Here is a 21187-nt window from a genome sequence, read left to right as displayed (position 1 = left end):
CCGTGGTCGGACGGCTGTCAGCCGCTGTCAGAGCTGCCGGTGAGTCGGCCGGCGCTGGTGCGGAAGTCGGGCATACCGAGGTGGACTGTGGTGTGCCGGGCTGCGAGGTTTCGCATGGCGTCGAGCTTCTGCTCGGCGGCGGCGAGGTCGGCCTCGATCGCGGTGACCTCGCCGAGCCAGCCTTGTTCCTTGGCTTCCTGGAGCCGGTCGAGCAGGTTCGCGTGGATCTCTCCCAGGCGGGGCCTCTGCTCGGGATCTGGTCATAGGACGGGGCATCTGATGCAAGCGTGCTCATGGACGCAGGGAGTTCCGAAGTGTCGCATCCCTGCAGGTTCGCAGGGGAGCCACCTGCACCGGGCGAAGCAGCGAACGCACGAGGTTCTCGCACTTACGAGCAGCTTCCGCGAACTGAGCCCGGAACTTCCCCTGGAGCGTTGGAATTCGGAAGTCGCGCATCAGTCAATCCACGCCTCGCCGTGTCGGTGCCGGTCCAACCCCACAGCTGAGAACTCGTCCTCGCCGGCGCTTGCCACTACGCCGAGCCGCCGCAGCGCCTGAGAGATCGGACTGCCCGCTGGCGGGAAGGGCTGGCCCTCCTCCACGTGGAGCGGGCCCAGCACGATGGTGCCGCCATCCCACACGGCAGCCCGCTGTTCGCCCACGCCGCCGAAGTACTCAGCTTCCACGTAGGCCACTGGCCCACCGGCTGACCAGGCAGCGAGGACTTTCTCGAACCCTTCTGGCAACCGCCAGAAGCCCAATGCGCCTACGCCGCTGCCGTCAGCGACGGAATCGAACACGGCGGCTGTCATCGGCATCAGCGACAGGCCCTGTCCGATCGACGCCAGCCGGGCGGCAGGCAGGTCCCGCGCCGCACCACGTAGCGCCTCTCCTTCAGCGATCACTGCTTGCAGGTCGTAACCCATTTCAACGCCCCCTCAAGATCGGAGGTCTCATCTTGTCCCAGACGGCGAAGGCGCACCTGCGCGGTGTCCCCTCCAGGACCACCACACCCCCAGCGGGTTCTCGCCTGAGCACCGTCCCGATCCCTCGAACCCGCTGGTTTCCAAGTGCGACCGCGGCGCAGTTCCCGACGGACTCGTCACGCGATGAACCTCAGCCCCGGCGGCAATCGCGTCCCGGCCGCGGTCGCTTGCGCGATCGAAGGGGCTGCGGCTTCGCCTCGAGACGCATCGGGCCGACGTTGGCGGTCTGCCGTTGGGGGGCGACAGAATCGGCATCACGATGATAAAAATCGACACTGTGTAGACTTTTCGAATGAGGGGCAGTCCAGCTCTTCACGAGACCTCTCTGGAGGAGCAGTGCAGCAGCAGAAGTGGCTCATCACCGGCGTCAGCACGGGCCTTGGACGTGCCTTTGCCCAAGCCGCCCTGACCGCCGGGCACACCGTCGTCGGTACGGTCCGCTCCAAGGAGGACCTGCGGGCCTTCGAAGGGCTCAACCCCGGGTACGCTCACGGCCGCATCCTGGATGTGACCGACGATGCCGCCGTCTCGAGTGTGATCACCGAGGTGGAGCAGAGCGTCGGTCCCCTGGATGTCGTCGTCGCCAACGCGGGCTATGGCCTGGAGGGCACCTTCGAGGAGACGCCGCTGGCCGACGTGCGGCGGCAGTTCGAGGTGAACGTATTCGGGGCAGTGGCCACGCTGCGGGCGGCCCTGCCCCACATGCGCCGACGCCGCCGCGGACACCTGATGGCCGTCACCTCCATGGGCGGGCTGATGGCCGTGCCCGGCATGTCCGCCTACTGTGGCAGCAAGTTCGCCCTGGAAGGCATCCTCGAGGCACTCGGCAAGGAGGTCGCGCAGTTCGGGATCCATGTGACGGCGATCGAGCCCGGGTCCTTCCGCACCGACTGGGCCGGACGGTCCATGACACGCACCGCGCGGTCCATCGACGACTACGACGAGCTGTTCACCCCCATCCGTGAAGCGCGGCACCAGGCCAGCGGGAACCAGCTGGGCAATCCGGCCCAGGCCGGGACCGCCGTCGTGCACATCGCGTCGGTCGACCAGCCCCCGGCCCACCTCGTCCTGGGCTCGGACGCGCTGCGACTGGTCACGGCCGCGCGCACGGCCGTGGACAAGGACATCAGCGCGTGGGAGACGCTCTCCCGTAGCACCGACTTCGCCGAGGGCGCTCAGCTCTGATGCCCGGCCACCACCCCGCGCGGAGCCGACGCACCACCGAACGCAAGGGTGACGTCCGGGAGCGGGCCATCCTCGACACGTGCGAAGCTCTGCTGGCGCAACAGGGCTATGACGCCATGACCGTTGGCGACATTGCGCAGGGCGCCGGCATCACACGTGGCGCCCTGTACTTCTACTTCGGGTCCAAGCAAGAAGTGGTCACGGCGCTCGTGGCCCGGACCGTTGAGCACCTGTGGGAGCGGTCCCGGGCCACCGCGCAGACCGACGAGCCACGCCAGGCGATCGCAGCAGCCATGCGGCGCACGGTCGAGCTGTGGAACAAGCACGGTCTGGTCATGCGCACGGCGATCGACCTGTCGTTGACCGTGTCGGAGATCGGCGAGCTGTGGAGCCACACAGCCGACTTGTTCATCACAGCCATCACTGCTGTCTTGGAACGAGCCGGCATTCAGGCGGGCAGCGAACCGGAACAAGCGTCGGCGATGGCGCGCGCCCTGTGCTGGATGATCGAGCGGACTTTCTACCACGCCTCGCAAGAGTCCCGGGAGGAGTTGCAGAAGGCATCTTCGACCTGCGAACACATCTGGCTGATCAGCGCCGGCCTGATCACCTGACGCATCTGGTGTGGACGGTGAGGCTCGAAAGGGAACCCCCGTGACTTCGAGGCTCACCGTCCAGGCACTCCGCCAGCGGATGTCCCGCGAGGCGCAACGTCCTCTCCCAGCCAGATCAACGGGATCTGGTGTCCACAACTCCCGTGCACGGGCCCTCTTGATCAGGTTGCGAGCCCTGGAACGTCACTTACTGATGGTTTCAGAGTGAAGTCTGCTGTGGGGCTTGGCAGTTGGGTGATGTAGGGGCAGGGTTGGTGGAGTGCCTGCTGACCTTGTGTCTGATGACTTGTGGGAACGGGTGGCCCCGCTGGCGACGACGAAAGCGGACGGAAAAGCCCAGGCCAAGGCCGAGTACAACGCATTCCTCGCGGTGTGCCCCAGCCATCAGCTCCTCGACCGGAGCTCGGACAAGTGGGTCGTCCTGATCCTGTGCGCACTGGGCTGCGACACACCCGAACTCCCGGCGCGCCGCACACCCCGAAGGCGCTGCGCTACTCCGAACTGGCCTGGCTGCTGACCGGCGTCAGCCAGAAGATGCTGACCCAGACCCTGCGCGCCCTGGAACGCGACGGCCTGCTCACCCGCACCGTGACCCCCACGGTCTCCGTCACCTTCACCTACGAACTGACCGACCTCGGCCACTCACTTCACCAACTGACACGCGATCTCAGGCAGTGGGCGCAGACCCACATGGATGCCGTCCTCACCCACCGAGAGTGACACGACGCACGAACCTCCTGGCCACAAGAACGCGCTCCCACCAACCTCGCACCCCGAGCCTCCCCACCCAGACGAAGTACACTCATTTGGGATCGAAAACAGCCACTTCACCGCATGAGGATGCTGACGTCACGGTCGGCAAAGATCTCAAGAAGGACCTGGCGATCGGCGGTGTGACTGCCCGTCGTAAGGGGCGATCAGCTTTGCCTCAGTGGCATCCGAGTGCAGCGGTTCCCGGGTGAACGGGAGAAGGGGCGCCAAAGCCTCCTCGGAGGCAGTCATCCACGGCAGCGAGATTCATTCCCAAGTACGTTGACGGCCTCCCCTAGCGCGCAGTAGAAGCCGTCGATATCGATAGCCTGCCCCCATCGAGGGAGATCGTCTGTCCCGGTGGGGCGTCTTCAGGCTGCCCGCATCGCTGGTACTCACGAGACCCAACGCAACGGACAACCATGCTTCCGGCCTTGCTCATCGAGGTCACCCCGCATGCCCTTGCGGTTCAGCCTTCCTGCTCGAAGCAACGTCGCTGCGTTTGACCACCGTCAGTGCGGTACGCAGGACACTGCGGCGAGGTGGACCACACGCCCGCTGTAGCCGCCGTCGGCCCACATCAGCGAGATACGCCATTGCCGCTTCCGCACATGGTGGCGGCCGCGTACGGACCGCCAGCCAGATGTCCCGGGTGTCGCATCCGGGTCCGTCGTGCCAGGCGGCCCTGCTGAGCTACGTGCCCGAGCGCGGCTCACCCGGCGGGCCGGCCAGAGCGCACGCCGTCCGCACTGGGCCCGAAACCGTGGGCATGGGCCCAGGCGACGGCTTCCGCGCGGGTGCGGACCTGGAGCTTGGCGAACAGGTGGTTGATGTGGGTCTTGACGGTGGCCTCCCCCACCAGTAGGCGGCGGCCGATCGCGCTGTTCGACAACCCTTGGGCGAGCAGCCGCAGTACGTCGGACTCGCGCGGGGTCAGCAGGTCCTGCGACGGTTTGGCCTGCCGCCGTTCGGTCGCATAGTCGGTGCCGCGCATGGCGGCGGCCAGCAGCCGCTCCTGGACGATCGGGTCCAAGGTGGTGTGCCGGGCGAGCGCGGCCTCGATAGCGCGGACGATCTCGGCCTTGCCGGCGTCCTTGGTCAGGTAGGCGCGGGCGCCGGCCTGCAGGGCGTCGAGAATCAGCTGATCGTCCGCCATGGTCGTCAGCACCACGACGGCCACGTCCGGGTGCGCCGCCACGATCCGGCGGGTGGCCTCCACGCCTCCCATCCCCGGCATGCTCAGGTCCATCAGCACCGCGTCCGGGTGCGTTTCGGCGACCTGGGCGACGGCCTCCTCGCCGTTCGCGCACCCGGCGACGACGTCGATGCCGTGCATCATGTCCATCAGCGTCATGAGGCCTTCGCGGACCACCTGCTGATCGTCGACGACCACGATCCGAGTACTCATGCGGGCACCTTCGCCTGCACGCGCCACCCCTGCGGGGTGGGGCCGGCCGTCAAGCCGCCGCCGACCAGCAGCAACCGCTCGCGCATGCCGGCCAGGCCGTAACCGCCGTCCATCCCCGCTACACGGGGCCACGGGCCGGCCTCGCCGCCACCGGAGCCGGCGGGCCCGGACAGCACGGTCAGCCTCACCTGGTCCTTCTCGTAGTCCAAAGTGACGGTCAACTCCTGTCCGCGGGCGTGCTTGGCGGCGTTCGCCAGGGACTCCTGGGCGACTCTCAGCAACGCTAGCCCGACGTCCGGTTCCAGAGCGCGGGGGGTGCCGACCGGTGTGAAGGTCGCGGGCGCGCCGGAGTCGGTGCGGTGGTCGTGGACCAGCGCGGCGAGGGCCTCCGGCAGGGGCGGCGTGTCCGCACGCAGAACTGTGATCGCGCGGCGGGTCTCGGTCAGTCCGTCGACGGCGATCCGGCGGGCTTTGTGGACCCGTTCCACCGCCTCTTCGGTGCGCGGCGGATCCGCAGTGAGCAGCGAGTCGGTCACGTCCAACTGCACCGCCAGGGCACCAAGCGACTGAGCCAAGACGTCGTGGATCTCCCGAGCGACCCGGGTCCGCTCGGCCAGCGCCGCGGCCCGCTGTTCCTCCTCGTGAACGCGCCGGGTCTGCAGCAGCAGTTGCTCCGCCTGCGCGTGCTGAGTCCCGATGCTGCGCCGGGTCGCGCCGGCGAGCTGACAAGCCAGCAGGGCGGCGATCCAGGCGGCGACGCGCGCCCATGCCTGCCCGGGGAAGCCGGCCACGATCCCGCCGATCGCCAGCGCCAGGACGTTGGCCGCCAGCACGGCCGCGCTGACCAGCGTGGACAGGATCGCTCCGGACGACACCGCCGCCATGCCGACGATTGCCGTGGCCAGCATGGCCTCGGGTTCGAGGGTGACCAGTAGGTTCCCGCTGATCATCGCGACGCTGAGGATAGGCACTGCCAACGTCTCGGGCACCGGAGATCCCGCCCGGAATCCGGCCGCGCACCACAGAGCCCAGGCGCCGCTCATCAGCACCACCAGCGCCCAGGTGGTGGCGGACCAGACAAGCCCGTCCGTGAACGGCAGGCCGACCAGCACCAGAGCCAACCCGAGCCCCCGGGGCAGCACATGCTGCCAGAGGTCAGCACGCGCCAGGATCGGTCGCGGTGGCACGGGGTGCGCCGGCGGCGGCTTGACTTCGGTGGTAATGACCATGGTTTCAGCTTGGCATGCACCTCTGCCCCGCAGCCGGGTCGGGGTCCGCCGGCAGGTGGAGACGGGTGGAGGAGGGTGGAGGAGGGTGGAGGTATCCGCGCTCCACCCTCCTCGGCTCCTCGGTCGACGCCCGGACCGTGGCGCTGGTCCGACGCTGTGTGGACAAGAACCCCCCTTCACCTATCGGCGGAAACCATGTCCACCTTGCAGAGCGCTCTCCTCATCAACGTCGTCGTGCTGCTCACGACCCTGCACGCCGACCTCGGCACCAAGGCGGTGAGCCGCGGACGCCTGCTCCGCCCGCTGATCGTCGCGGTGATCATCGTCCCCGTGTTCGTCCACACCTTCTTCGACAACGGGATCGGCCTGGCCATCGAGATCTGCGGCCTCGCGGCCGGTGTGTTGTTCGGGCTGGTCGCCGTCAGCCAGGTCCAGGTTTTCCGGGAGCCGGACGGCCAGGTCGTCGCCCGGGCCGGCCGCGGCTACGCGGCGCTTTGGATCGGCCTGATTGTCGCCCGCTCGGTGTTCTCCATCGGCGCCACCTATTGGTACGAGTCCGAGCTGGGCCGCTTCTTCCTCCGGCACGGCGCCCTGCCTCAGGACATCGCCTCGATCGTCACCAACGGGCTGGTGTTCATGGCGATCGCCGCGCTGCTCACCCGCTCGGGAGCGCTGAAGGTGCGCGCCTCCGGGCGGCCCTGAGTCCCGGCCTGCCCCGTGGCCAGCGGCTGCTTCGTGCTCAACGGGTGCGGCTCTCCTCGGGTGAGCTCGCCGGTCAGGCGGTGAGGGCGTATCGGTCTTGGCCGGGGGTGGGGTAGAGGCGTCGATGTCCCTGAGCGACATGGAACCGCCAGTACGTTTCGAGGTGCTCGTCGGCAGCCACGGCACGGAGTTTCAGGATGGCTTCAGCACCTTCGGGACCCCACCTGGATCCGCCGGGATCGAGGCGGTCGGCAATCAAGTGGCGTACTGCTCCATCGATCACGCCGGTGGCAATCGGCCAGCCGGCGGCCAGAGCCTGGTCGTAGTGCATGAACGCGGCGTTGGCGTGCGCAAGTTGACGTAGCGGTCGGCGCCGCGGCGCTGCTCGTCGCTCAACTGGGCTCGGCTGGCCCGGGCTTCGATCGCGTCCGCGACCCCGGCGGTGTTTCCGGTCGGCAGGCCCAGGACATGGGTCAATTAAGGGCTGTCCCGTAATTGATCTCCGAGTCGGTCAGATCAGGGCCCTGCACACGGCGCCCGTACCTTGATGGCAGGATGATCGCCCCGACGATCCTGAAGGGCCATGTCCGTGCACACGCCTGCCGACTACCTCGAACTGGCGCGTACCGAGAGCGACAGCGCCGTCCTGCATCGACTCGCGCGGTGCCCGTACCCCTTCGTCTGGCAGGCGCTTGCCGCCAATCCCGCCACGGCGCCCGGCACTCTGCTGGAACTGAGCACGGCCCAAGACAGCGCCTGGAACGACAACAGGCTCCTTCGCCTGCTGGCGGAGCATCCGAGCGCGGACCGCACGGTGCTGCGAGCCGTCCGTGATGCCGTGGCGGCGAAGCTCGCCGAAGGCGCACGACCCTATGCCGCTGTACTCGCGCTGGCAGGACGGATGGAACTGGCGGCGACAGAAGTGCGACAACTCGGGACTCTCCGCGGTGCTTCTGCCCGTCTGCGCAGTCAGCTGGACCGGCACCTCGAGCTCCGTACTTGACCCGTGGCAATCCCGGCCGGCCGCTGGTGGAACGATCTTGACGTGACTGCAGTGATCACGGCGTCGGTGCCGTCCTGGATAATCCCCTTCACCGGGCTGAGCCCGCGCTGCTTCGGCAAGCTTGTGACCGCCGTGCGCCGCGAGATCGCTACCGAGCTCCCGCGTGGGCGGCCCTGGGGCCTCCCACTGGAGGATCGCATCCTGCTCGTCACGGCGTACTGGCGAACGAACTTGACGATGCGCCAGATCGCCCCACTGTTCGGCATTTCGAAGTCCGCGGCGGACCGGATCATCGACCACCTCGGGCCGCTGCTCGCGCTCCAGCCCCGCAAGCGGTTCCGCAAGGACACCGTGCTCATCGTGGACGGCACCCTGGTGCCCACCCGCGATCACACGGTGGCCGAGCGGTCGAAGAACTACCGCTACTCCACGGCCCATCAGGTGGTCATCGACGCGGACACCCGCCTGGTCGTCGTGGTCGGACGGCATTTGCCCGGCAACCGGCACGACTCCCGCGGCTGGGAAGAATCCGGCGCCAAGGCCGCCGTCGGCAGCACCATGACGATCGCTGACGGCGGATACCAGGGCACCGGACTGGTCATCCCGCACCGCCGCCGCAAAGGCGAAGAACTCCCGGACTGGAAGGAGGAACACAACCGCTCCCACAAGCAGGTTCGGGCCCGCGTCGAGCACACTTTCGCGCGCATGAAGGGGTGGAAGATCCTGCGCGACTGCCGCCTCAAAGGCGACGGCGTCCATCACGCCATGCTCGACATCGCCCGACTGCACAACCTCACCCTCGCCGGATAAGCGAAGGGGCGGCACCTCGACCGAGCGCGCGGCCCTGACCTCAAGATCGTTACGGGACAAGTCTTAGTCCTGATGCAGCCGCAACCAGTGCTCAAGTGTGGCGAAGTCTTCGTCTGTTATGCCGTGCCGGGCATCGACGCGATGGAGGAGGGCTTGGCCTGGGTGGTGTGCTTCCATCCAGGTCCGGTCGGTGTCTGTGATTTCGTCATCGAGCCAGGCGAAGGGGCGTCCGGCGGCCCAGCGCAGGAGGTCACGGGTCTTCCAGTGGAGGCCGTCCAGGTCGTCTGCGTCGGATGGATCGGGCCAGGTCACCAGGGGCAGTTCCGGCAGGCCGAGCCACGGGGCGAGGCATTCGTTCGCGTCGGACATCCACGTGGTAGCCCACACCAGCTGGCACGGCAGTGCCATGAGCCGGGGTCCGTACGCCGGGTTGACCCTGGTGATCAGCGGATTGGCGCCGGCTCCCGGTACGTGGCGCCTGGTCCGGTAGATCGGGTATCCGTCTGGAAGCTGTTGCCGGGTTGCCCCGAATGGAATGAGTGGGCCATCGACATCGAGAAAGAGCAGGGGCAGCGTAGAACCGATCATCCCTGCACGGTAACGGCGTTCAGGCTCGCGCGGCAGCGGCCCGAGCCCTACTGCCCGGGCAAGTCCTTTTCGCCTCGGGAGGGTGGTGAAGGCGGCGATGGGCTCGTTGATCGAAGAAATCCGGCAGCGGGAAGCGGCGGCCCGCGCGAGGTGCAGGAACTCCGCGACTGGATTGTCGAGTTCACCGAAAGGCTCACGGCGCCGAGGAACGGCCCGCTGCGCGTACACATCCTTCATCGTGACCTGCGGGTCATCCCGACCGAACTCCCAGCGCACATCAACCACTTCCTGGACCGCCTGCTTCTCCCGAACTCCCAGCGCCTTGAAGAACACGTCCAGGCTCCGCGAGGACACCACCCCGAACAGCCCGCCGCTCACCGCTTCCTCCGCCGTACGCTCCTTCCCTCGTCGTGGTGGCCACAGGCTCGCGCCGACCGTAACGGGCCGCAGCCCAGCACACCTGCAGACCGCGGGAATCGAAACCCCGCCGCCGAACCAACCCGTGTGCCGTGACCCGTCGGGGCAACGGGGCGACAAGCCCAGCCTTCACGCCGCAGCCCCGTGAGGTCGGGGCGTTGTGTCGCTACGCCTGGGCAATGGGGCGCAGTTCGCGTTCGAGGGCGGACAGGGCGAAGGCGTGCGCGGAGGTGTGCTGCCAGCGAGTTCGTCCGAACATGACGTCCTCGGAGAGGCCGCTCAGCATCGCCACGGCCCGGATGGTGAACTCGGGGAGCTCCACATCGGCGAACTGCCCCACCTCCCAACCCTCACGCACGATGGCTTCCAGGCGCTCGTCCCAGCCGTCCAGGAGCGAGGTGAGCACTGCCCGGCCCGCTTCGTCGTGGCGCTGGGCCAGTACCTGTGTCCACAGGGCGTAGCGCTCGTCGCCAGGGTGGCGGGGCAGGTAGGAGCGGACGAACAGGTCCAGTTTCTCGGCGGGTGAGGCAGCTTGGTCAGCGGCCTGCTGGAACCGGGCCCAGAGGTCTTCCTGGCTCCAGGCGAGCACTTCGAGCAGAAGCCGGTCCTTCTTGCCGAAGTGGTAGAGGATGTGGCCGGTGCTCATGCCTGCTCGCTCGGCGATGTCCGACATCCGCAGGGCCGCAGTGCCCTTCTCGGCGATGACGCTGACGGCTGCCCGCATCGCCCGCCCCCGAGCTTCGTCCCCGCTGCGCTGACGCTTCCTGTCGACCGGGACCCGGGCCGCGGACCGGCGGGCCGTGCCGGCTTCGACACCCCTCGCCTCGCTCGCATCCTTCGACGTCCGCATGAGTCCTCCTCGCATCCGGGTTAGACCCTTAGTCTAGACTGAAAATCTAGTCAGCCTGAGGGTGTGGTGCCCGCCGGCCAAGCTGCCCTGCGCCGGCGCTTCACCTGCCCGATCCGTCCATCCAGGAGATAGCCGTATGGCACGCGGATTCGATGTTGTGGAGACCTGTATCGCGGATCTGCGCACGGCGCTGGAAAAGGGTGAGACCACGGCCGTGGGTCTGCTCGACGCCTACCTCGCGCGGATCGAGACGTACGACCGGCCGGGTACGGCCACCGCGCTCAACGCGGTGGTCGTGATGAACCCGGAGGCACGCGCGGACGCGGAAGCCTCCGACGCGCGCCGTGCGCGCGGTGCGACGCTCGGGCCGCTTGACGGCATCCCTTACACGGCGAAGGACAGCTACCTCGCGAAGGGGCTGACGGCCGCTGCCGGCTCCCCCGCCTTCGAGCACCTAGTCGCCCAGCACGACGCCTTCGCGATAGAGCGGCTGCGCGCGGGCGGGGCCGTCCTGATCGGTCTGACGAACATGCCGCCGATGGCGAACGGCGGTATGCAGCGGGGTGTGTACGGGCGTGCGGAGAGCCCGTACAGCCCGGACTGGCTGACCAGAGCCTACGGCTCCGGGTCCTCCAACGGCTCCGGCACCGCGATCGCGGCGTCGTTCGGGGCGTTCGGCCTGGGTGAGGAGACCTGGTCCTCCGGCCGGGCTCCAGCGTCGAACAACGCACTGTGCGCCTACACGCCCAGCCGCGGGGTGATCTCGGTGCGCGGGAACTGGCCACTGGTGCCGACCATGGACGTCGTCGTCCCGCACACCCGGACCATGGCCGACCTCTTCGAACTCCTCGACGTCATCGTGGCCGACGACCCGCACACGCGCGGTGACCTGTGGCGCGCACAGCCCTGGCTGGCGCTGCCCACGGCCTCGCAGGTGCGGCCCGCCTCGTATCCGGCCCTCGCCCCCGCCGACGCCGAAGCGGCAGCCGCTGCGCTCGCCGACCGGCACGTCGGGGTGCCCCGGATGTACATCAACTGCGACCCCGACGCGGGCACGAACCCCGACGGCGGCATCGGCGGCCAGACCGGTCGGCGGATCGAGACGCGTCCTTCGGTCATCGCCCTGTGGGAGGCCGCCCGCCGCGACTTGGAGGCCGCCGGCGCCGAGGTCGTCGAAGTCGACTTCCCGGTCGTGTCGAACTACGAGTCCGACCGCCCCGGCGCGCCCTCGCTGCTCACCCGTGGGCTGGTCGGCCGCGACTACCTCACCTTCGAGATCGAGGACCTGTCCGCCTGGGCGTGGGACGACTTCCTCCGGGCCAACGGAGACCCGGCGCTCTCCACCCTGACCGAGGTCGACGGCGCCCGCATCTGGCCCAAGCAGGCGGGCGAACTGCCCGACCGGTACGAGGGTTTCGACGACACGATCGGCGATTACCCCCGTATGGTGCGCGAGCGCCCGTACGCGTCCCTCACCGGCATGCCGCACCTCGAACAGGGGCTGCGCGGGCTGGAGGAGACGCGCCGGGTCGACCTGGAGGCGTGGATGGACGGACTGGGCCTGGACGCGGTGGTCTTCCCCGCGGTCGCGGACGTGGGGCCCGCCGACATGGACGTGTCCGTGGACTCCGCCGATCTCGGCTGGCGCAACGGCGTCTGGGTCGCCAACGGCAACCTGGTCCCCCGCCACCTCGGCATCCCGACCGTGACCGTACCGATGGGCACCATGACCGACACCGGCATGCCGGTCGGGCTGACCTTCGCGGGCCGCGCCTACGACGACAACAGCCTGCTCGCCCTCGCCGCGGCCTTTGAGAAGACCGGCAGCCGCCGCGCGGAGCCGCAGCGCACGCCGCGTCTGTCGGCGCGGTGATCTGACACAAACGGGAGCCTCGACCGCCACCACCGCCTTCGAGGCCGACGCCTGTGTCCCTGTGCCCCAGCACGGCCGAGTGGACACAGGCCGAACGGGGCGGCAGTCCTACCGCCGGGCCGCGACAAGGCCAGGCGGCGCCGCGAGCGCCCCGGCGAGGTCGGCTGCCGGCATGCCCCCTGCGCGATCTCGGCCAAGCCGCCGCCGTGGCCACCCGATGCCGCCTTGGCCAGGGGACTGGCTTCGACGCCGACGCCCTGGGCGGCCCTGTTGAGGGCCAAGACCACGGCGGCCTTGTCGCGGATGGTGGCACCTGCCGTGACGACGCGCCGGGCCTGGCGCGTGGCGGGCGGTCGCGTACGGGCGGGTGCGTGGGCGCGGGCGACGTCGGAGTCGGACCCGATCGTCGATCCCGCCCTCGGACAGAGCAACGCCGGCAAGGCCATGCTGGAGCCAGACCTCCAGATGAGCAGATGAGGCGCACCGAAGCGAAGATCCCGCAACCTGACTTGGCGACGGGGTCAAAGTACCGGCAGCGGATCCAGTCCGGTGCGGACGGCACACTCTGCTCCTCCGGCCGGATGTGGATCGCGCCCGGCAAAGTCGAGGTGCGCGACGACGGCGGATCGCTCTACATCCTCAAGGCGTCGCTCGATGTGAAGGCGAAGTCGGACCACATCAACGACCCGCACTCCCAGTCGTGCACAACGGACCCCGCCACCGGCGCCCGGAACGAGGGACTGGAGCGCACCCTCGAGAAGAACATCCGCAGGCTGACGAGCGGCCACGGAGCCCTCCTGGCGCTGCTCCTGGCCGATGCCGTTTCCGTTGGTGTCGGTCCAGGCAGGGCAGTTGGACGCGGCACTGGCCAACGGCGCCGCAAAGAGCATCGCTCCCGCCACTACGGCCAAGGCGGCGGACGCGGTCCCCACGAAACGCAGACGTGACATGACAACTCCCGTTTTTCTCCTGTGTGGTGTTCCCGCTCGGCCGTGACGCGCCGCTGTTCAGCAGGCGACCTGGCGTTGGCGCCAAGGGTTGGTCGCCGGTGGTCGGCCGGCGCCCCGCACAGCCGTATGCAGCCCGGTCACGGCCGAGGACCGGGCAGGTCGTCCCGTCGCCGTCCCAGCCCCTGAGCTACGGTTTGGGACGTCCCGTCCAGCCGAATTGGAGACACCCGGGCCGCCCGGCAGACCGGGGTGCACCAGCTGACCGGGCCTTGGCTGCGCGTGATGAGCCACCGGACCCTCGGCCTTCGCGTGGTGGGTGGTGGCCCCCTTGGTCCACGCGTGGTGGTGATCGACACGGCACACCCGCCGTCGAACGCGGCGCGGTGACGAGATCATGACCGGCCGTCAGGAAGTTCGCTCGGTGGACCCTTACGACAAGGCGACCATCGTCCGGAGCGCACCCCCGACCGACCGCGAGGTCGGCAGCGGGTCTCGGTCCACGCGGTCGGGGGCGGAAGCGGTTCGGGGATTCCGCCCGAGTGCGTGCACCCACGTCGGCGACTCCCCGGGCGATGTACTCGTGGATGACCTGGCGAATCTCCCACCGGATCCGCAGGCGGTACGAACCGTACAGGTGGATGCACACGCGACGACGAACCAGCGTCGAGTGCCCGCCCCTCAACCGTGGCCGACTCCCCTGGGCGCCCAGCGGTTTCACTTCGAGCCCTCGGACCGGGCGGCAGCACGTGTCACGGTCGTACCCGCGTCCCCGGTCGGCCGGGCTGGGACACCCGACCGGTGGGACACGCCTCAAGGCCGAGGGGCTGCCTGCCTCGTCGGAATCACAGCCATGTCGTCGCGAGCCAGACAGTCCCGGCCGCGCCGATGAGCAGCGGAATGTTGATGCCGATCCGGCGGTCCGTGTTGAGGTGAACGAGGATCGCGCCGATCTGCAGCGTTGCCAAGCCGAGGGCGGCGGCCAGGGCCAGTGCGGGGGCGACACCCGTCAGCGGGGGCAGGACCAGCCCGAGGGCGCCGAGGAATTCGACCGCGCCGATGCTGCGGACGGCCGGCATCGCTAGGCGGTCCACCCAGGCCATCATCGGGCGCAACTGCTCGCGGGTCCGCGAGACCTTCATCGCACCCGCGTAGAGGTAGAAGAGGGCGAGCAGGCCCGCGAGGATCCAATAGGCAATGTTCATCGTTCCTACCATTGTCAAGTCCAACGGGAATCAAAGGGGGCGGACAGTGCGGGGCCTCACGGCAGTCGCACGTCTGTCCCGTCCCGATTCCACCGCCCGGCCGCCGCGGCTGTCCAAGACCCGTTCCGCGACCCCGATACCGGGTGGGTATCAGCACAGCGCAGGAGCGGCATCCAGCGGGCGCGGCCGGTGCGAGGCCATCGCAGGGCGTCCTCGTACCTCGGGCCGCAGCGGCCGCAGGCCACTGCGGGGTGCGGCCCGCGGCAGCGGAGCACCGGCAGGCGGGGCCGGGCTGGGCTGGGCACGGCCGCCCCTCGGCTGCGGAATCGCCTTCGCCGAAGCGCACCGACACCCTCGGCTACCCCTTGTCGACATGACCGCGCGGGGCGACCCGCTGCTCGAGTTGCGCGAAGCACCGCCGTGCACGGACGAACCCCTCCGCGCGCTGGTCGACTTCGCGCTCGTGCCCGGATGCCGCCGACAGCACGAGGCCGTGTACGGCATCCCCAATCCGGACCGGATCGTGGGAGCGGCGACCGCGCGGTCCGCCTCAGCCCGGTCATCCCAGTTATCCCCGTCATCGGGCAGACATCATCCGCGAGCTGCGGAAATCCGGACACGACGCGGTGGGCGGTTCGGTCTCCCGACACTCGGCACTCGGGCTCTACAGGCCGAGGTGTTCCACGTCGGTGAAGCGGGGCTCTTCGAAGCTGCAGGCGCGGTGGCGCTGTCCTGGAAGTGAACGTCTTTGAGTGCTCCGGCGGCCATTTCCCGCATCCGGGCATCACCGGCGCCGTGCCCCTGGGGTCGCCTTCTCCTACTCGCCGTTGTCGGCGCCGGTGACGGTGCCGTCCTTGATCTACCGGGCGAGGTGGAGTTCGGGCGCATCGAACCGCTCACGGACCTCTGCGCCCCACAGCACGGTCTGGGTGCCTTCCCACTTCGACCAGGCCGGGATTGATGCGGTCCTCGTCCGCAACCGGCTCACACGTCTCCCGTGCGCTCCCGAGGCAGCCGCTGACCACGTTCGGATGGCGTACCCCCACAGTGCAGGGCCCAGGCCGCACGACACATGGGCACAGTCGTCACTTGACGTACCTCGCCGACCAGTCACCTCCTACTCGACGCGATCACCAGAGCTCTGGCGGGCCTGCTGCACCCCGGCGGCCGAGCCCGTTCCCCCGGCCATCGCGCGGACACCCGCTGACGGCCACGGAACGCCCAACCGGGCAGACAAAGACCAGGCCAACTCCTCCCCGGGTCTGCCCCTACCCCGGTGGCACCTGGTCTGAGTGGCGGATGAAATGTCCCTCGTGCGAGGGCGAGGGAACGTTCCGTTTCTCCGAGCAACACGCTGGTACGGAAGAGATCAGGTGCCCCGGCCCATCCACCGGGTCTCCCGCGCTCCTGGAGGTGGCCCTCGTGGTCCTCGTCATCGTGGTCGCCGTACTCGCCCTGCTCGCCGGCCTCGCCGCGAACCGCTGGCTCCGACCACGTCTGCTGAACGTCGACGACACCGAGGGCATGGCGGTGAAGGACCTCGTCGGCCCGCTGTTGACGATGACAATCCTGCTGCTGTCCTTCGTCCTGGTCACCGCCAACGGCTCCTACGGGAGAGCCGAGAACGCCGCCCGGGGCGAAGCCCGTGCTCTGGACCAGCTCGTCGAGACGGCCGACTACGCCCCCAAGGCCGAACAAGCCGTCGTCCAAGCCGACGCCGCCTGCTACGCCCGCGCCGTGGTCGCCCAGGAGTGGCCGGCGATGTCGGATGGCAACGGCTCGACGGCGCCCAGCGTGTGGTCGACCGACCTGCGTAAATCGTTCAAGAACGTGGTCGGCCAGCCGGTCTTCGGCATGTTGGTGGCCGCCGACAACAAGCGCTCCGACGAGCGCGACGAACGGCTCACCCAGGCAAGCTCCAGCATCCCCAGCACCATCTTCTGGTTCCTGCTCGCCACCCTCGTCATCACGGTCGCCGCCCTGGGAGTCTGCCTGCCAAGGAAGAACAACCGCGGCCAGCTCATCACGCTCATCGTCATCACCGCGCTGATGACCACAGCCCTGCTCATCATCCGCGACGTCGACCGGCCCTTCGGCGGCGTCATCGATGTGGCGCCCACCGCCATCACCGACGTCCAGCATCAGGCGGAGCGCGACTTCACGGCCAACCATCCCGGCACCGACCTTCCATGTGACGTGGACGGCAACCGCCGTGCCACCTGAGCCACACGTCCCGTACCCCGCTCCCTCCTGACCAGCACAACCAGCCCCGGGGAACGATCGAGCTGCCCAGCGGTGGAGCGGCTGCGACAACTCAGGTGTCTCGCACGGCGAGGAAGACCTCCGAGAACGTGAGCCCGTGCCGGTCGGTCACCAGGCCGCACAGGCAACCGAGGGTCACTTGATGCCAGTCGCAGGCCACCGTCCAGGGGCCGTCCGCGTTCGCGCAGCCGGGGCAGCGGAAGGTCTCGGCCGTCCACACGCCGCGGCCGGGTCTCGTGAAGTGCCGGAACCGACCTTCGTGCTGGATCTGCCAAGAGGCGGCTGCGGGCGTGCGTGCACTGGTTCCGGACGGAGTCGGGGCCGCCAGCGCGGCGAACAGCGCGATCAGATCGGGGAGGAGGGCTTCGCCCGCCTCGGTCTGCGGAAGCGGCGAACCGTCCCTTGTGCCGTCGGGAGTCGGGTAGTGCGCTGCCGCCGCAGCGGCTCGCGGGTTCGGAGTGGCGTACCACGGGAGGAAGGCGCGAGCGACAGCTGCCAGAAGTGCGGCAGCCGGCGAGCTGACCGCTCCGGCGTCGAGATGGTGAACAGCGCTGCGCCAGATCCGTTGGAGCCGCCGGTCCCGATCCTCAGCCCGCGTCCGTGCATTGCCGGACCCGCGTGCGGGGAGCGGGGCAGCCAGCCGGGCAAAGATCTTGGCCATCGCTTCGTTGTCCGCGGCGGCAGGTTGCCAGTCCCCGGCTGTCAGCAGACGTCGGGCTCGTTCCGACTCGCGGACCAGCGCACGAATCCACAGCCCTTGGGAACTGGAGACCGCCGGTGAAGCGCCCGGCTCGATGGTCACCCTCTCCCCCTTCTCCGTTCGCCGCCCTCATCCCGCGTTCCTGCGGCCCCAACGGCCCATCACCCCGTATCACATCACACAACCGGGCAGGAGCGACGGTGCGCGGGAGAGCGGCGGAAGGCAACGTTGGACGAACCAGCAGGTACCCTCGACGCTCTGCCCGAGCTTCGTTCCACGGTCTCGTCGCGACAGCCAACCGCTTCTGAAAGCACAGTAGTTACGTTGGCACTGCTTGGTTCCGGGCAGTCCTCCTCGCGCTCGCCCCAGGTACCGAAGTCCGTCGGACGATGCGGGGGGGGATGTGGCCGCCCTGATAGGCCCGGGCTTGGCATGACCTCACCTATCGGATGGCATCAGCCCACTTGAGACGGTCCTCCGTCTCGGGTAGCGCCAGCGTCCAGGGGAGCAGCCGATGCCCCGGCACCTGGCCCGAACGGTTCGGAGGCCCGCGCGGAATCCGGACTACGGCAGCACGACATGCCGGCCGTCCGACCGCACGGGAGCGCCGGAACCGAGCACTGGAAGGCAGACGGACAGGACTCCTCCTTGATGGGTCCCACCCGTGGCTGCGCCTACCTGTTCGCCGCGATCGCAACCTGGCGCCCTGACGTCGGCCACGCCCACTGTCAAGACCGTCGCCGCCTGTCCCAGTATCGGCGGCCCGCTCGCGCAGAGCCTCCTCAACTCTGCTTGTTTCAGCTGGTGTTGGCCCGATCAGCGGCACGCCAGCCGAGCCACGAACTGCGCGCAACCCCACATGCTTGGCACACAGCAGCGCGGAACTTTGGTAGCGCCGCCAGGGCCGACTGCCATCCACCGCCATCCAACGTGCGACGTGCGATCTAGGCACTCCAGTTACTGCGTAGGGCCCGCTCGATGTCGGTGGGAAGCAACGGTGTCATGCGAGTCACTCTGGCCCCAGGCACTGCCAGCGGCCGGACCGCAGCACCCGGACGCCTGGTCGCAGTCCCGGCACCGGCTCCCAGCGCCTCGCACCCCGCACCCCGGTGTCCGGTGTCCGGTGTTTCGGCTCCACTGTTGACGAACACCTCCTGGGCGAACGAGTACAGAGCGGGAGACAACCGGGCCTGTTCCGCACTGGAGGAACTATTCGTGTGGGCGACGCTGTACTTCGCTGCCGACCGGGCGGATCGCCGGTCGTCCTATCTGGCGGTCCTGTCCCGCACCGTGCCCGGCGATCGCCGTGGTGACCCCCAGGACAGCCAGAACGGTCAGCGGAATGGTCCAGCTCTGCGTGGCGTCATGCAGGATGCCGAGGAGCAGGGGCCCCGCCGCTGCCACGAGGTAGCCGATGGATTGCGCCATGCCCGCCAGCGCGGCGGCCTCGCCGGAGCTGCCGACGCGCTGACTCTGGAACGTCAGTGCCAGGACCAGGCACGCGCCGCCACCGATGCCGAGCAGGGTGCACGCCAGGACGGCCAGACCTGGATCGATGGCCAGCACGGCAAAGCCAGCCGCCACGAGCAGCGAGGCCCCCGCCGCCGGCCAACGCTGGTCGTGCCGCCCTCGTGTGAGCAGAGGCAGCAGACTGCTGGCCGCCAGAGACACCACCTGGTAGTAGAACAGCATCCAGCCGGCGCTGGTGCCGCTGGTGCCATGGCCCATGAGGATGCTGGGCAACCACGTGACGGCCGTGTAGAAGGCCAGGGATTGCAGACCCATGAAGATGGTGACCTGCCAGGCGAGCGGAGACCTCCAGGGCACAGGACTGTGCGAACTGCCGGGCGCCGCCTGCGGCTTGTCGCCCCGCATCCGCGGCAGCCAGGTCAGCAACGCCGCGAACGTGAAGAAAACCCCCCAGGCCAGCGCCGTACGCCAGGAGCCCGGCAGGCTGCGGGCCAAGGGCGTGGAGATTCCGGAGGAGACCGCCGCCATGAGACCCATGACCGTCACGTAGAGCGCACTGATGCTCTGGATGCGGTCGGCGGGCACACTCCGCCTGATCAGCGCGGGCAGCAGCACGTTCCCGAACGCGATGGCAGCGGAAAGGATCACCGTTCCGGCGAACAGGCAGATCACGGACGGAAGGGAACGGACCACCGTGCCGATGGCCAGCACGACGAGGGCCGTCACCAACAGGCGGGCGCTGCCCAGCCGGTGGGAAGCCCGGCCGACCACCGGAGATGTCACCGCGAAGGTCAGCAACGGGAGGGCACTCAGGAGCCCGCCCCAGATCGAGGTCAGGCCGCTGCCCCGCTCGATCTCCGGCAGCAGGGCGCCGACACCGGTCAGGGTAATGCGCAGATTCGCAGCCACGAGGCAGATCGCGATGATGAGACCGACCGACACGGCAGACCGCGAAGGGCCGGCCACGGAGCGGCCAATGGCGGGGGCGCTGTGGGAGGAGCGTCTACGGGACGTCGCGTCGGGCCGTGTACTCACCGCTCCTCTCCCGCACTTGGCGTGCCGGCATCGTGGTCGCGGGTGAGCCGGACGATCGCAGCCGCGGCTTCACGCGCGTCACCCGCCTGCTGGGCCTCGATCGCGTCGACCAGCCGCCGGTGCAGACGGGCATGATCCTCTGCGTGCTCGGCATCCCAGCCCAGACCGCCCAGAGAGGACGTGAGTGCCGTACCGAGGTAGTCGTACACCTCGATCAGCAGCTCGTTTCCGGCCGCCCGGACCACGGCACGGTGGAACAGTGCGTCGACGCTCGTCGCTGCGGCCCCGTCCTCCCCGGCAGCCGCCGCGTCGGCATCCGCCAGCAGCTCCCGCATCTCCTGCAACTGCTCCTCGTCGCGGCGCAGGGCTGCCGCTCCCGAGGCGTACTCCTCCAGCACGGACCGCAGCTCCAGCACCTTGTTCCGCTGAGCGGAGCTCGCCCGACGCACCATGACGGACTGGAGCTCGCTGGACGATCGGACATACGTGCCGTCCCCGGCCCGGGGCTCCAGCAGCCCAAGATGTACGAGGGCACCGATCGCCTCCCGCAGCGTGCTGCGCCCGACTCCGAGCTCCTCGATGAGGGCCTGCTCCGACGGAATCCTCGTACCGACCGGCCAGCCTCCCGACGCGATGTGGGAACGAAGGCTGTCGACGAGCTGGGCGGACAGACTCGCAGTCCGGCGCGGTGCGTTGATGCGTTTCATGAACACACCGTACACAAACATCAGACGTTTGAACATCGCATTCGTGGTTCCCGTGGCTGCCTACGCCGGTCATACGCCGGCACGTACTCCTGCGGACAGCCAACCGGATCGGCGGCGCGCCCGGCGGGCCGGTTCATCGGCAACCAGGTCAGGGAGAAGGGCAGTTGGTGCTCACTGGAGAGGCTTCGGCCTTGCGGGCAGTGGAGCTGCCGCCCCCGCTGCGGATCATCCGGCCGCCGGCTTCGGACGCAACGCCCTGCGCATGCACACACGCGGCCAGCGGTCCAAGCCGTGTGCCGCCTCGACTTCCCTGATCTGGCGCAGTTCGCGAGGGCGGCTCGTCGTCGGCGGTCTCCGGCATACCGACGTCGTGGAAGCACTGCCCTGCGGCTCGCTCGATGTCCTGGAGGGCGGGCAACTCCTCAGAGTGCACGGCTCGAATACGC

General features: G+C 69.0%; 19 protein-coding genes and 3 pseudogenes. 11 read left to right on the top strand and 11 right to left on the bottom strand.

All coding sequences use genetic code 11. From position 1 onward, the window contains the following. The first annotated feature begins 2 nt into the window (after nt 1-2). On the top strand, nt 3-266 hold the full coding sequence (locus ACFYZA_RS36370; RefSeq protein WP_388494681.1) for a hypothetical protein: 264 nt from the start codon (nt 3-5) through the stop codon (nt 264-266). 189 nt (nt 267-455) lie between these two features. On the opposite strand, the gene ACFYZA_RS36365 is transcribed toward ACFYZA_RS36370, so the two are convergent. Then, nucleotides 456-926, bottom strand: coding sequence for a hypothetical protein (locus ACFYZA_RS36365; RefSeq protein ID WP_388494680.1), 471 nt, complete (start codon nt 924-926; stop codon nt 456-458). 396 nt (nt 927-1322) lie between these two features. Here ACFYZA_RS36365 and ACFYZA_RS36360 point away from each other — a divergent pair, with 396 nt between their 5' ends. The 3 genes and pseudogenes from ACFYZA_RS36360 (at nt 1323) to ACFYZA_RS36350 (ending at nt 3505) form a co-directional block, all read left to right on the top strand. Beyond that, complete coding sequence (locus ACFYZA_RS36360) at nt 1323-2171, top strand: oxidoreductase (protein ID WP_382600315.1); 849 nt, start codon at nt 1323-1325, stop codon at nt 2169-2171. Then, nucleotides 2171-2785, top strand: a complete 615-nt coding sequence (locus tag ACFYZA_RS36355) for a TetR/AcrR family transcriptional regulator (RefSeq protein WP_382600317.1) — start codon at nt 2171-2173, stop codon at nt 2783-2785. The genes ACFYZA_RS36360 and ACFYZA_RS36355 overlap by 1 nt, the downstream gene beginning before the upstream one ends. Nucleotides 2786-3092: 307 nt before the next feature. Further along, a pseudogene (locus ACFYZA_RS36350) lies at nt 3093-3505 on the top strand (winged helix-turn-helix transcriptional regulator). A gap of 742 nt (nt 3506-4247) precedes the next feature. On the opposite strand, the gene ACFYZA_RS36345 reads toward ACFYZA_RS36350, so the two are convergent. Next, nucleotides 4248-4943 carry a response regulator gene (locus ACFYZA_RS36345; protein ID WP_382600319.1) on the bottom strand — a complete coding sequence of 232 codons (696 nt, stop codon included), beginning with the start codon at nt 4941-4943 and terminating at the stop codon, nt 4248-4250. Then, nucleotides 4940-6172 (bottom strand): sensor histidine kinase, encoded by a 1233-nt coding sequence (locus ACFYZA_RS36340; protein ID WP_388494679.1) that lies wholly within the window; start codon nt 6170-6172, stop codon nt 4940-4942. The genes ACFYZA_RS36345 and ACFYZA_RS36340 overlap by 4 nt, the downstream gene beginning before the upstream one ends. A 195-nt stretch (nt 6173-6367) precedes the next feature. On the opposite strand from ACFYZA_RS36340, the gene ACFYZA_RS36335 reads away from it, so the two are divergent. After that, nucleotides 6368-6874: a hypothetical protein gene (locus ACFYZA_RS36335; protein WP_388494678.1), complete on the top strand. Its 507-nt coding sequence runs from the start codon at nt 6368-6370 to the stop codon at nt 6872-6874. Nucleotides 6875-6947: 73 nt separating this feature from the next. Here ACFYZA_RS36335 and ACFYZA_RS36330 read toward each other — a convergent pair. Further along, nucleotides 6948-7205: pseudogene (locus tag ACFYZA_RS36330) on the bottom strand (ISKra4 family transposase); the annotation flags it as partial. A gap of 252 nt (nt 7206-7457) precedes the next feature. On the opposite strand from ACFYZA_RS36330, the gene ACFYZA_RS36325 reads away from it, so the two are divergent. Both ACFYZA_RS36325 and ACFYZA_RS36320 read left to right on the top strand, forming a co-directional pair. Further along, complete coding sequence (locus ACFYZA_RS36325) at nt 7458-7877, top strand: hypothetical protein (protein ID WP_388494677.1); 420 nt, start codon at nt 7458-7460, stop codon at nt 7875-7877. A gap of 42 nt (nt 7878-7919) precedes the next feature. Beyond that, nucleotides 7920-8687, top strand: coding sequence for a transposase (locus ACFYZA_RS36320; protein WP_388494676.1), 768 nt, complete (start codon nt 7920-7922; stop codon nt 8685-8687). A 63-nt stretch (nt 8688-8750) separates the two neighbouring features. On the opposite strand, the gene ACFYZA_RS36315 is transcribed toward ACFYZA_RS36320, so the two are convergent. Together ACFYZA_RS36315 and ACFYZA_RS36310 are read right to left on the bottom strand one after the other, a co-directional pair. Next, nucleotides 8751-9275, bottom strand: coding sequence for an HAD domain-containing protein (locus ACFYZA_RS36315; RefSeq protein ID WP_388494778.1), 525 nt, complete (start codon nt 9273-9275; stop codon nt 8751-8753). 583 nt (nt 9276-9858) lie between these two features. Next, nucleotides 9859-10542, bottom strand: coding sequence for a TetR/AcrR family transcriptional regulator (locus ACFYZA_RS36310; protein ID WP_388494675.1), 684 nt, complete (start codon nt 10540-10542; stop codon nt 9859-9861). A 136-nt stretch (nt 10543-10678) separates the two neighbouring features. On the opposite strand from ACFYZA_RS36310, the gene ACFYZA_RS36305 reads away from it, so the two are divergent. The 3 genes from ACFYZA_RS36305 (at nt 10679) to ACFYZA_RS36295 (ending at nt 13362) form a co-directional block, all read left to right on the top strand. Then, nucleotides 10679-12415, top strand: a complete 1737-nt coding sequence (locus ACFYZA_RS36305) for an amidase (protein WP_388494674.1) — start codon at nt 10679-10681, stop codon at nt 12413-12415. A 225-nt stretch (nt 12416-12640) separates the two neighbouring features. Continuing rightward, nucleotides 12641-12892 carry a hypothetical protein gene (locus tag ACFYZA_RS36300; protein ID WP_388494673.1) on the top strand — a complete coding sequence of 84 codons (252 nt, stop codon included), beginning with the start codon at nt 12641-12643 and terminating at the stop codon, nt 12890-12892. Next, nucleotides 12889-13362 (top strand): hypothetical protein, encoded by a 474-nt coding sequence (locus ACFYZA_RS36295; protein ID WP_388494672.1) that lies wholly within the window; start codon nt 12889-12891, stop codon nt 13360-13362. Before ACFYZA_RS36300 ends, ACFYZA_RS36295 begins: the two co-directional genes overlap by 4 nt. Before the next feature lie 845 nt (nt 13363-14207). Here ACFYZA_RS36295 and ACFYZA_RS36290 read toward each other — a convergent pair. Beyond that, nucleotides 14208-14567: a DoxX family protein gene (locus ACFYZA_RS36290; RefSeq protein ID WP_388494671.1), complete on the bottom strand. Its 360-nt coding sequence runs from the start codon at nt 14565-14567 to the stop codon at nt 14208-14210. A gap of 1422 nt (nt 14568-15989) precedes the next feature. Here ACFYZA_RS36290 and ACFYZA_RS36285 point away from each other — a divergent pair. Then, nucleotides 15990-16790, top strand: a complete 801-nt coding sequence (locus tag ACFYZA_RS36285) for a hypothetical protein (protein WP_388494670.1) — start codon at nt 15990-15992, stop codon at nt 16788-16790. A 91-nt stretch (nt 16791-16881) separates the two neighbouring features. Here the strand turns inward: ACFYZA_RS36285 and ACFYZA_RS36280 are convergent, their stop codons facing one another. From ACFYZA_RS36280 to ACFYZA_RS36265, 4 genes and pseudogenes are all read right to left on the bottom strand, one after another. Next, a complete protein-coding gene (locus tag ACFYZA_RS36280; protein ID WP_388494669.1) occupies nt 16882-17631 on the bottom strand; it encodes a hypothetical protein in 750 nt (249 codons plus the stop codon). 1107 nt (nt 17632-18738) lie between these two features. Further along, a complete protein-coding gene (locus tag ACFYZA_RS36275) occupies nt 18739-19941 on the bottom strand; it encodes a CynX/NimT family MFS transporter (protein ID WP_388494668.1) in 1203 nt (400 codons plus the stop codon). A gap of 89 nt (nt 19942-20030) precedes the next feature. After that, on the bottom strand, nt 20031-20741 hold the full coding sequence (locus ACFYZA_RS36270; protein ID WP_388494667.1) for a FadR/GntR family transcriptional regulator: 711 nt from the start codon (nt 20739-20741) through the stop codon (nt 20031-20033). A 331-nt stretch (nt 20742-21072) separates the two neighbouring features. Further along, a pseudogene (locus ACFYZA_RS36265) lies at nt 21073-21187 on the bottom strand (GNAT family N-acetyltransferase); the annotation flags it as partial.

The organism is Streptomyces sp. NPDC001828, assembly GCF_042892175.1.
Lineage (GTDB): Bacteria > Actinomycetota > Actinomycetes > Streptomycetales > Streptomycetaceae > Streptomyces.
This window is presented reverse-complemented; position numbering and strand designations above follow the sequence as displayed.